This window comes from Staphylococcus sp. GDY8P54P, from assembly GCF_017892645.1.
Taxonomy (GTDB): Bacteria; Bacillota; Bacilli; order Staphylococcales; family Staphylococcaceae; genus Staphylococcus; species Staphylococcus ureilyticus.
In genome coordinates, this window is record NZ_JAESLN010000008.1 from 232,765 (window position 1) to 244,973 (window position 12,209).

Here is a 12,209-nt window from a genome sequence, read left to right on the forward strand (position 1 = left end):
TAAAATGATATTAAGAATTAATAATTCGTATTTTGGATATGAGTATAGATAGAAAAATCACTATTTTGGAAAATAAAATGCCTTTTGAAATAATAAAATGATAGGTTTCTATTTAATTTACTTGAAAATGAAAAAATCTCAATATTTATGGTAGCGCTTGCATTTATTGTGGTGAATATATATAATGAATCTAGCTGACATGAATAAGTCGAAGCAAATAACTTAAACGTTTAAGGTGAGTGGCATGGAAAAAAATAAACCTACACTTCATGATGTAGCAAAAGTTGCTGGGGTATCAATTGCGACCGTTTCCAATGTATTGAATAACAAAAGTACTGAATTAGGTAAAAAGACGAGGCAGAAAGTATTAGATGCAATTGATAAATTGCATTATGAACCGAATCAATTTGCAAGAAGTTTAAAAACAGGGCAGTCTAATTTAATTGTTTTTATTGTACCTGATCAAAATCCTTTTTTTACTGAGATACTGACAGAATTAAACAACGAATGTCAAAAACATCAATTGCATGTAGCTGTTGTGTCGTCTGAGGAAAACGAGTTAAGACAACAAGCGTTGATAGAAACATTTATCGCGCAAAATGTAAGCGCTATTATATTAGTTCCAGTGAAGTCTAAATTAAAATTTAAGAAAGAGTGGAGCCAAACACCTATCTTGACTATAGATAGGAAAGTAGATGGTACATATTTACCTTCTATAAGCGTGGATAACAAGAAAGCAGCGTTTGATGCAACTCAGAGAATTATTGATAGTACCTGTAAAAATATAGGGTTACTGTTAGCGAATCCTGATATAAGCACAACGTCAGAACGGAAATCTGGATATGAACAAGCGTTGAAAAAAAATAATATTAAGTTAGATGAGCAACTCATTTATTATAGCAATCAGCAATTGGGTACGGATGCACAAATTGACAGTGGGTATCATGCGACTAAATCATTAATTAACAAACAGGTTCAAGCTGTTGTGGCAACTAATCATTTATTGTTATTAGGTGCTTTACAAGCAATAAAAGAAAGTGGCAAAAAAATTTCTCAAGATATGATTATCATTGGTTTTGATGATAGTTACTGGAATGAAATTTATACTCCAAAATTATCTGTCATTTCACAACCTACAAAAGAGATAGGTCGTGTCGCAGGCGAAATGATCAATCATCTAATTCAAGGGGAAAATGTCTCTTCGATTGAACTAAATACAAAACTAATCATACGTGAATCTTGTTCATTTATAAAAGATAAGTCATTATGATAAAAACTAAAATGTATTCCAAGTCTGATACTTGTTGATTGTTGTTATGATTATATACATTGGAGTAGATATTGTATTATGAATTGTTTAAACAAGACGGGTTTTTGAAATCATTTGATTTTAATCCCGTTAACTTAATCGCTAAAACTTAAACGTTTAAGTTTATTTTAGTTATATTTTTAAATAAGGGGGAAATATTTTGAATAACATTACAATTTCTAAAGATAGTCCAAAAACATGGATGGGAATCCCGAAAATTATTTTTATTGCACTTATAGCTATATTTATTTTTATGACAGGAGATGGGATCGAACAGGCATTTTTATCAAAAAATATTGTTGATATCGGTTTTTCTGGTGGTCAAGCTTCCTTAGTGTTTACAGTCTATGGCGTGATGGTAGTTGTGGGTTCTTGGTTAGCGGCTGTTTTATCTGATGTTTACGGTCCTAGGAAAATAATGGCTTTAGGAACAATAATATGGTTAATTTTCCACGTGCTTTTTTTAGTGTTTGGAATAGGAATGGAAAATTTGCCTATGATGTTAGTGTTATATGGTATTAGAGGATTAGGTTATCCTTTGTTTTTATATGGTTTCTTAGTATGGGTAACCTATATCACTGATAAAGCAAGATTAGCCACAGCAATTGGTTGGTTTTGGGCAATGTTCTCAGTTGGAATGGGGGTAATTGGTACTTATTTACCTAGTTTCACTATTCCATTTATAGGTTTTAATGGAACACTATGGATGTCATTAATATGGATTTTTATAGGAGGTTTAATTGCATTTATCGTTGTAGGAAAACGGGATGTAAAGCCGAATATAACGCTTTCGGTTAAACAAAGATATACTAAAGTATTAAAAGATATCGGCGTAGTTTATAAGAATCCAGAAATTATTAAAGTCTTTATCGTACGCATCATTAATCAATTGTCTTTGTTTGGGCTAGTTATTATCTTTCCAGTATTATTCACGGAAACTATTGGATTTTCAATGCAACAATGGTTATGGACATGGGGAACAATGCATGTGACGTGTATCGTTGGTGATGTAGTTTGGGGTATTATTGCTGATAAAATTGGTTGGAAACGTCAAGTGATGTTATTTGGTTGTATCGGTTGTGGCATCACGACATTATTATTTTATTATTTACCAATACTTAGTGGTGATGTGTTTGCAATTGCAATTTTATGTGCAGTATTATTCGGTATTACACAATCAGCATTTGTACCTATTTTTGCAATTTTTACAGCTTTAGAGCCTGATCATATTGGTGCTACACTTTCTTCACATAATCTTGCTGCTGGATTGAGTAATTTTATTGCACCATTAATTGCCACGCTTATATTACCTTTATTCAACGAAGTTGGCGTCGTATGGGCTTTTGCTATTTGTTATTTCGTAGGTGCAGCAATCACTTATTATATTAAAGTTCATCAACCAGGCATTGGGGACGATAAAGTTGAAGCATTAAATGCACAAATTGAAAATTATTAAGAAAGGAAGATGTAAATTGGAACAGGTTGTACTTGGTATAGACATAGGTACGAGTTCAGTTAAAATTATTGCTGTGAATAAAAGCGGTCATGTTATTGAACAATCAAGTATTCCTTTGAAATTGAGTCAGCCATATATTGGCTACAGTGAACAAGATCCTGAATCATGGGTGGAGGCAGTAAAAGAAGGTATAAAAAAGTTAATAAATACAGAGACAATGACAAATAAACGTATTAGCGCCCTTTCGTTTTCTGGACAAATGCATGGTTTAGTACCACTGGATAAAACATACCAACCTATTAGAAATGCAATACTATGGAATGACACTAGAACTACTAAACAATGCGAGGAATTAGAAAACAAATTTGGGAAGACACTTTTAAATAATCCTATACTTGAAGGTTTTACATTACCTAAACTTTTATGGATGAAACAGAACGAACCAAATTATTGGCAACAATTAGAAGTATTTTTGTTACCTAAAGATTATGTACGCTATCGACTAACAGGTCATATTGCTATGGAATATAGTGATGCAGCAGGTACGCTTCTTTTCAATCCAAAAACAAATGACTGGGAAAAAGAAATTGGGGACAAGTTGGAACTTGGTGATATATACCCACCGTTAGTACAGTCGCATAGTTATGTAGGTAATGTTACAGAAATAGTTAAAAAAGAACTAAACATTAAAGAAGATATTGCTGTTTTTGCTGGTGGTGCAGATAATGCATGTGGCGCTTTAGGTTCAGGTGTTATTAATGAAGGTCAAACGTTATGTAGTATAGGAACTTCAGGTGTGATTTTATCGTGTACTACAAATAATCAAGTAGATTATGGACATAACATTCACTTCTTTAAACATGCCATGCCTAATATGTCGTATGCAATGGGTGTCACATTAAGTGCAGGTCATAGTTTAAATTGGCTCAAAGAAAAGCTTTTTAAAGCATATTCATTTGATGAAATCTTGAATTTTGCTGAGAAATCTACTATTGGAGCAAATGGTTTGTTGTTTTCACCATACATTCAAGGTGAGCGAACACCACATGGTGATGCATATATTAGAGGAAGTTTCATTGGGATAAATAGTAATACAGAAGAAGCGGATTTTGCACGAGCTACAGTGGAAGGCATTACTTATTCACTATATGAATCCATTGTATATATGAGAGAAAACGGTAGGCATATTGATGAAATTATTTCGATTGGTGGTGGCGCTAGAAGTAGTTTTTGGTTACAAATGCAAGCAGATATTTTCAATACTCAAGTCACTGCATTGAAATATGAAGAAGGTCCAGGTGTAGGAGCAGCCATGTTAGCTGCATATGGATTAGGTTGGTTTAATACAATGCAAGCATGTGCTGAAACATTTATAGCGCTAGGAGAGACATATAAACCAAATATAGAAAATCATAAAAAATATAAACAGTATTTTGAAATTTATAAGAATATATACGCTCAGACAAAAACGATAACAGAAAACTTATTAAATATTAATTAACTATTAGGAGGAATTTAAAATGAATAATAATATTCCAGAAACTATGAACATTTCATTATTAAATAAACCATTTGAGATGGAACTTAAAGAAGTAGACATTCCTAAATTAGGACCTACAGATGTTTTAGTAAAAGTGATGGCGGTAGGTGTTTGTGGATCGGATGTTCATTATTATGAACACGGTCGTGTAGGGGAATTTGTTGTTGAAAAACCATTGATTTTAGGACATGAATGTTCAGGGATCGTTGCTGATATCGGCTCAAAAGTAACACATTTTAAACCCGGGGATAGAGTTGCTATTGAACCTGGAGTTCCCTGTGGAGAGTGCGAATACTGTAAAGCTGGTAAATATAACTTATGTCCTGATGTTAAGTTTTTAGCTACGCCTCCTATTGATGGTGCTTTTAGTCAATATATAAGTCATCCTGAAGGATTTTTATTCCATATTCCTGATGCACTATCATATGAAGGAGCAACATTAAATGAACCATTTTCAGTTGGCGTACAAGCATGTAAACGTGCAAACGTTCAACCAGGTTCCACGGTAGTAATAATGGGTATGGGCCCAGTTGGTTTGATGGCTGTTGTAGCAGCAAAAGCTTTTGGTGCTACAAGAATTATAGTGTCAGATCTTGAACAAATAAGATTGGATGAGGCATTAGAACTTGGTGCAACACATGTTATAAATATTAAAGAAGAAGATGTTATTACCCGTATCAATGAAATAACAAATCATAACGGTGTAGATTATGCTTTTGAAACTGCAGGTAATCCAACAGCCTTACAAAATGCACTAGCGGTCTTGAACAATGGCGGAACTTTAGCAATAGTTGGCTTGCCACAACAAGAAAATATTGAGTTAAATATACCTTTTATCGCTAACCATGAAATTAATGTCGTAGGTATCTTTAGATATGCCAATACTTATCCAATGGGCCTTGAGATGTTATCTTCAACTGCAGCTAATTTAAATACAATGTTTACCGATTCATATGATTTGGAAGATGCACAAGAAGCAATGGAAAGAGCAAGAACCAATAAAAGCGGATCATTAAAAGTTATGGTTTATCCTAATGGGAAATTAAAGTAATAGTATTATAAGAAGATCTAAAATCACTGCCTGAAAGTGATTTTAGATCTCTTTTCAAATGAGCAACTTTAGCACATTTGTTGAGAATGCAGTGCGATACCATTAGTGTTAATGGGTGCATAAAGTTTAATTCTGGGAATGGAATATAACTATGATGATAGATGGCAATAAAAGCCTAGAGATATAGCACGAAACATTCTCTTAGAATATTATATATCTTAAAATGTATTGTTACAATATAAAATTCAAAAAAATTAAAATAAATAAATGATATGCGTTATAAATAAAAAATAGGTGCTTATTTGTAGTGATATAAAATTAAGCTTTGAATTAATTGAAGAGCAATGATAATTACTTATTTTTTTGATAAAGTTCAAATGCTTTGTACAGAAATATTAGGGAAGATACAATTAAAAATAAAGTGAATAATCCGTTAAAAATAGGATTGCTGAAAAATTGGAAAATAGTAACTGAACTTAATGATTCTAAAAATACTGAACCGGTTGTTTTTATTTGTAAGAAGTCAAAAGAAAGTAAAATCAAAGTAATCATCAACATGTAACCTACGGCGATAAAAAAGAGGTTTAGTAAATCTAATAGAAACATCCTTCTCATAACAACCAGCCTCCCTTCTTACTGTTCTATAACCGATTTGTAGTGTAATAAAGCTATATTTAAAGAAATTTACAAAAAATTAACAAACGATAGAGTGAATATCTTTACAATTGTCCTTATCAATTTACATAAAAATAAAAATGAGAATAAACTGTTTGACTTTGTTGAAATGTGATAAAGAATAAGTAAATGTGTGTTTTGAATAGGAGGTTTAAAATGTATAAAGCAATTATTTTTGATGTTTATGGAACACTTTTTGACATGTCCTCTTTAAAAAAAGTATGACGCAATTTGATGATGAACAAGCAACATCAATTTCAAAGCTGTGGAGAAAAACGCAATTAAATCACATGTTTTTAAAACAAATTATGCAAAGATATATTTCCTTTGATGAGTTAACGAAAGAAGCTTTACGTTATACAATGGATGAACACAAAATAAAATATGATCGTGAAGATATAAATAGGTTGTTTGATGCTTTTTTAAATTTAGAGTATTTTTACGAAGTACCTAAAATACTTGCGCAACTTAATAATATGAATATCGATGTTGGTATACTATCTAATGGAAATGATAATATGCTTAGACCTTTGATTGATAATTCTGAGTTAGGTGAAAATATTAATACAGTTATGAGCGTTAATGAAATTAAACAATATAAACCCAGCCCTGCAAGTTATGCATTGATTTTGAAATATCATCATCTGAAAAGAGAAGAGATATTATTTGTTTCTTCTAATTCTTGGGATGTAACGGGAGCAACCAATTTCGGTTTTGATACAGCTTGGGTGAATAGACAAAATGGACATTTTGATTATAATGGACAAAATCCTACAATAACAGTTAATAATTTAAATGAATTAATTAATTGGTTAGAGATGAATAAATAAACATTTAAGATTGTCCAGAGAGTATTTACAGTCATTAAAAGTGAAAAATCATCATAGTAATTTGAATGAAAAAAATGGATGTTAGTTTTGAATGTTTATACAATTTACTCTAGTCAAATATATGATGGTAAAATTGAAAATGTTAAATACAAAATGGCTAATCCATACGAAGTGGATTAGCCATTTATAGAGTACGCAGTTTCTGTATTAAGCTTTGTTTAGTGATCGTAAGCGTGTTATATCACGTGCTTAGTGATTTTATTTAGCCGTATTTAAATATTGTGGTAATAACTGGCTATATAAATCTATAAAAGTTAGATAAGCATCTTTATAAACATATTCATCAACTTGATGTGCTTGTCCAGTCTCACCTGGGCCATACATTACAAATGAGAAACTTTCATCTTTATCTTTCATTAAATATGATGCATCTGTAGTTGCAGTAGAAGAAGTCACATCCAGATTTCTATCAAAATAGGAATCACCTAAAGATTTAGCTAATTTTAAGAACGTATTATCCCCCTTAGTATATACGGGATCGCGGTTTACATAAGGGTTAACAGTTATATCGGCGTTACTTTCTTGGTTAACTTGATCTTTTATACTGTTAAATAACGCCTCAAATTTATTATTATCATAATCTGGTATGGTACGCATGTTAAACAGTGACTCAGCATAGGCTGGTATAGAATTGACTTGGTCGCCACCGGATATGATTGTTGAATTCATTGTTGGCGTACCGAGCAACTCACTTTTAATATCAACTTTGTTATACGCTTTATTTAAATAATGAATAAAATCGACCAATGGATTAATCGCATTATAACCTAATTCAGGCATTGAGCTGTGTGAAGATTTACCTTTGGATATCACTTGAATATCCATGGTACCTTTATGTGTATAAACAATGCCATCTTGTGAAGGCTCTGCGATTAATAGGGCTTCGACGTCATCCATATAGCCTTTTTCATGTAATAAAGCAGCGCCGTCACTCGTTACTTCTTCTCCTGCAGTCGCCATAAATCTGATAGTACCTTGATTTAATGTACCTGCTTCTTTAATTTCTATTAAACTAATTGCTAAAGCGGCTAGCCCTGATTTCATATCTGCAGAACCACGTCCGTGTAATCTTCCTTGATTATCTTCTGTAAGCTTAAATGGATCATAATTCCATAAATTTTCATCACCTGTAGTGACAACGTCCATATGCCCTGAAATACCAACCACAGGTTTTCCGTTACCAATTTCTGCAACTAAGTTAGCTCTTGTGTTTTCGCCTTCCAGTTTTTCGATTTTGGTTTGAATTCCGAATTTATTAAATAAATCTTGTAAATAATGTGCGACATCAAGTTCTTTTTCGTTCACAGATTGAATTTCAACAATGTCAGACAATATCTTTACACGCTCATCATTAGAAAATACTGACATACAAACACTTCCTTTATATATATTGAATACTTTAGTATCTACCACATTATTAATTTTTAAAACTATAAAAGGATTAATGCAAAAAAAATATGCTTTGTTAGATAATGAGTTGTGCTATACTTATAATGAATGTTTTGATTTGGACAAAGGAGCATGCGTGACATGAAAAAATGGGGAAGTAGACTTGTAACATTAATTGGTGTGGCACTCATTATAATAGCAATTTATTTATTTATGAAACCAAAGATTGATAATTATTTTACTCAAAAAGACAATGAAAATAAAATAGAACATTATGACCAACAATCTAAAAATTCTGAAAAAAAGAAAGTAGAAATACCTAAAGATAAGACAAAGATGGCAGGTTATTTATCAATTCCTGATGCAGATATTAAAACACCTGTTTATCCCGGTCCGGCCACGCCGAAACAATTAGATAGAGGCGTAAGTTTTGTGGAATCAAACGAATCATTAGAGGATCAAAATATCGCAATTGCAGGTCATACATTAACGGGTCATTCGGATTATCAATTTTCTAGGTTGCCTGAAACGAAAAAGGGAAGCAAAGTTTATTTTAAAGTTGGAGATGATCGAAGAACGTATCAGATTACTAAAATTTATGATGTAAAACCAGATGAAGTTGAAGTGTTGGACGAACAAGCATCGAATAAGAAGCAACTAACATTAATTACATGTGATAATTACAATGAACAAACAGGTGAGTGGGAAGATAGAAAAATATTTATTGCCGAAGCACTATAACATGCACCGCTAAATAAAAGTCATATAAAAAGTCCGTATTCATTAACCAAGTAAAACATGAGTTTGAATACGGGCTTTTTTAAATGTTAATTTTCAATTGCTTGAATAAATCTTTTGGTGATTTCTTTAGGACGTGTAATCGCACCTCCGACGACTGTACAATGAACATTTAAGGCTGTAACTTGTTTAAACATTTCAGGTGTGATGACATTTCCTTCAGCTATAACTTTTGCATGAACATGTGAAATCACATCTTTTAAAAATTTGAAGTTATCTTCATACAATATATGTCCTTTAGTATAAGCAGTATAGCCTCGAAGGGTCGTTCCTATGTAATCAAAACCTAATTTATCAGCATATTGTGCTTCTTCAAGTGTAGAGATATCAGCCATAATTTCTATATTTGGTGCTTGCTGACGTATATAAGAAACAAGTTCTTGTAATGATTCTTCAGGACGTTCCTGCTTTGTAGCATCTAAGGCAATAACTTCACATTTACTTTCTAGTAATTCATCGACTTCTTTACGTGTTGCGGTTATAAAAACATCGGAATTTGCATAGTCTCTTTTGACAATACCGATGATAGGTAAATTCACCTCTTGTTTTATCGCTATAATGTCTTCTTTAGAGTTTGCTCTAATGCCAACAGCACCACCTTCATATGCAGCTAAAGCCATTTTTGACATGATAAAAGATGAATGTAACGGCTCATTTTCCAAGGCTTGACATGAGACAATTAATCCTTGTGGTAACATAATAATACACTCCGTAACTTTAGTAGATTTAATAAAATACTTTATTATCTAATAGATTTATATTTTTAATATAACACCAAGAAAATAATAATCAATATATTTCGTTGTTATGAAAAACATTTTCATTTATACTATAGCTATGATCGGGATGGGAGGATAGATAATATGAAATTTGAAAATCGCGTGCAACGTTACCATCATTTATTTACTAAAACAGATAAACAAATCGTAGCGTATATTCAAAACAATGACTTTGACGACACATTTTCAACAATTAATTCATTAGCATATGCGATTGGTACTTCGCCTGCAACGATTACAAGATTTAGTAATAAATTAGATTATGAGAACTTTCAAGATTTGAAATTTAATTTACAGCAAGAAATGTCGGAAAGAGTAATAGAAAATAGTCCTTTAATTCAACGTATTCATAAATATCATCAAAATATTATTCAGCAAACAGGAGAATTTATTTCTGATGAAAAAATTCAAAGCTTTGTTAACCAAATTATTCGAAGTAGACAAATCATTTATGCAGGTCTTGGTAGTTCTGGATTATCAGCTACAGAATTTTACTATCGTATGATGAGAATGGGTTTGAAAGGGAATGTGTCTACAGATGCTCATCAAATGAAAATATTTGCTTCTTTGTTATCAGCATCAGATACATTTGTAGCGATTTCAAATAGTGGTGAAACTACAGAGCTTATAGCTGCAGCCAAAGTAGCACATGAACGTGGGGCTTATGTCGTAGTTATAACGAATTATGAAGGAAGTCCAATTACTGAGTGTGCAGATTTAGTGCTCATAACAACTGATCAATCTAGAAATAAAGACACACAATTTATTAATACTCAAATCGCAACATTGTTTTTAATAGATATTGTCAGTTACTTATTATTAGATGATACATATATGCATAATGTATATCAACATACGAAAAAAGTAGTGTTAAATGAATAGAGTCATTGTGAACGTAAACACGTAAATAAATGTTACGAGGTTCGTTAGGCATATAAGTATCCTTGATTAAAACAAAAGCGCCAAATTCTATTGAGATTATATAGAATTTGGCGCTTTTGTAGTCCATGGACATTAATATGGTGGATATATTTCAAAGTATGAAGAAACAAGTAAGTGCTGTGCTCGCTTAATTGTGTTTATTTATGACCGCTTTCTTCGTGTGCAACAGTAAATACCTGCATAAACGAAAAATTGGCTTAATATCAATATTTCTTTGATAGTAGGATTTTTGATGATTTTGGTACATAAAGGACGTAATTTTCATGGCTATAACAGCATAACGTCGTCAATAGCTGTTTTAAAATTTAGAGACTGCGCCATAAAGTGCAGCATGATTCTGTGTACGCGTTGTTTGTATATGAGCATGACCGTATTGCTCAGGTAAGTAATGTTCGATTTTAGGTACGATGTATTTTAATAAATTTTGTCCTTGTGAAGAAACACCGCCACCGATCAGAATTAAACCGGGATCATAAATAATCTGTATTTGAGCGATACCTTCTGCGATTGAATCACTCCATTGATTGAGTATAGATAATGCAAGATTATCTTGTTGATCTGCGAGTTCAAATAATTTTGGTACATTGTCTTGATAAATAAATCCTTTTTCTAACATGAGTGTTTTTAAGGCAGTTGTTGAGGCACGTTGTTCAAATGTTTTGTTTGTTTGTCTATCAAAAAGTAAATAACCAATTTCATTAGCACGATTTCGTTCCCCGTTGTATAGTTGGGAATATTTATTATAAAAAGCGCCCCCAATTCCTGTACCCAGTGTTAAGCAAAAAATATTTTGTGCGCTGTAATCATGGAAAACCAATTCCCCTAACAAAGCTGCATTGACATCGTTAAATACGTTCACCTGAGCATTTAATGGTTTAAGCAAACACTTGAAGTCAGTATCTACGTAATTGGGTATGGTTGGACCAGCGTATTCAACTATGCCACGGCGTTCGTCTATAACGCCTGCGCTAGAAATGCCGACATAAAGTGGGGATATTTGATAAGATTTTTGAAACGTCATTACAATGTTATAAATTTTATCCTTAATAAATGTATCTATGTTGTTAGGGGTAGGTGTTTTGATATATTCTATAAAATTTAATGATTGATCAACTACAGCTGCTTTAATTTCTGTCCCTCCAATATCAATAGCAATCTTATATGGATGCATAAACAAATCCTCCTTAATTTTTAAAAGAAAATCGATGTTGAAAAAAGTTTTCACTTATATTGTTTCGAAATGATGTATTTTTTCAAAATTCTATTGCCACACTCTATGATAGCGTTTACAATTTGAACTGTAAATAGAATAAATAAAAGATATTTTTTAAAGCATTATACAGTTATATAAATGATTTTGAATAATAACTTAAATATATA

At 32.0% G+C, this 12,209-nt stretch carries 10 protein-coding genes and 1 pseudogene; 7 read left to right on the forward strand and 4 right to left on the reverse strand.

Annotated elements, in window-relative coordinates; translation table 11 throughout:
* Positions 1-244 precede the first annotated feature (244 nt).
* From KA883_RS03335 to KA883_RS03350, 4 genes are all read left to right on the forward strand, one after another.
* Positions 245-1,270: a LacI family DNA-binding transcriptional regulator gene (locus tag KA883_RS03335; protein ID WP_019470039.1), complete on the forward strand. Its 1,026-nt coding sequence runs from the start codon at positions 245-247 to the stop codon at positions 1,268-1,270.
* Between the two features lie 199 nt (positions 1,271-1,469).
* Entirely contained in the window at positions 1,470-2,765 is a 1,296-nt protein-coding gene (locus tag KA883_RS03340; protein WP_225792159.1) for an MFS transporter, read from the forward strand.
* A gap of 16 nt (positions 2,766-2,781) precedes the next feature.
* The gene (gene xylB, locus KA883_RS03345; protein WP_046206971.1) at positions 2,782-4,266 is read left to right on the forward strand and encodes a xylulokinase; all 1,485 of its coding nucleotides are present in this window, start codon (positions 2,782-2,784) and stop codon (positions 4,264-4,266) included.
* A 19-nt stretch (positions 4,267-4,285) separates the two neighbouring features.
* The gene (locus tag KA883_RS03350; RefSeq protein WP_046206769.1) at positions 4,286-5,356 is read left to right on the forward strand and encodes an NAD(P)-dependent alcohol dehydrogenase; all 1,071 of its coding nucleotides are present in this window, start codon (positions 4,286-4,288) and stop codon (positions 5,354-5,356) included.
* A 351-nt stretch (positions 5,357-5,707) separates the two neighbouring features.
* Here KA883_RS03350 and KA883_RS03355 read toward each other — a convergent pair whose 3' ends face one another.
* The gene (locus KA883_RS03355) at positions 5,708-5,971 is read right to left on the reverse strand and encodes a hypothetical protein (RefSeq protein WP_019470044.1); all 264 of its coding nucleotides are present in this window, start codon (positions 5,969-5,971) and stop codon (positions 5,708-5,710) included.
* Positions 5,972-6,187: 216 nt separating this feature from the next.
* Between KA883_RS03355 and KA883_RS03360 the strand changes: the two are divergent.
* Positions 6,188-6,861 (forward strand): annotated as a pseudogene (locus KA883_RS03360) (haloacid dehalogenase type II).
* A 258-nt stretch (positions 6,862-7,119) separates the two neighbouring features.
* Here the strand turns inward: KA883_RS03360 and KA883_RS03365 are convergent.
* Positions 7,120-8,289, reverse strand: a complete 1,170-nt coding sequence (locus KA883_RS03365; protein WP_046206770.1) for an ArgE/DapE family deacylase — start codon at positions 8,287-8,289, stop codon at positions 7,120-7,122.
* Between the two features lie 162 nt (positions 8,290-8,451).
* Here KA883_RS03365 and srtA point away from each other — a divergent pair, with 162 nt between their 5' ends.
* Positions 8,452-9,051: a sortase gene (gene srtA, locus KA883_RS03370; protein WP_210139863.1), complete on the forward strand. Its 600-nt coding sequence runs from the start codon at positions 8,452-8,454 to the stop codon at positions 9,049-9,051.
* Between the two features lie 86 nt (positions 9,052-9,137).
* On the opposite strand, the gene KA883_RS03375 is transcribed toward srtA, so the two are convergent.
* Positions 9,138-9,806: an N-acetylmannosamine-6-phosphate 2-epimerase gene (locus tag KA883_RS03375; protein WP_019470048.1), complete on the reverse strand. Its 669-nt coding sequence runs from the start codon at positions 9,804-9,806 to the stop codon at positions 9,138-9,140.
* 165 nt (positions 9,807-9,971) lie between these two features.
* Here KA883_RS03375 and KA883_RS03380 point away from each other — a divergent pair, with 165 nt between their 5' ends.
* A complete protein-coding gene (locus KA883_RS03380) occupies positions 9,972-10,769 on the forward strand; it encodes a MurR/RpiR family transcriptional regulator (RefSeq protein ID WP_019470049.1) in 798 nt (265 codons plus the stop codon).
* A gap of 358 nt (positions 10,770-11,127) precedes the next feature.
* Here KA883_RS03380 and KA883_RS03385 read toward each other — a convergent pair whose 3' ends face one another.
* Positions 11,128-12,000 (reverse strand): ROK family protein, encoded by an 873-nt coding sequence (locus KA883_RS03385; RefSeq protein WP_046206772.1) that lies wholly within the window; start codon positions 11,998-12,000, stop codon positions 11,128-11,130.
* Between the last annotated feature and the right edge of the window lie 209 nt (positions 12,001-12,209).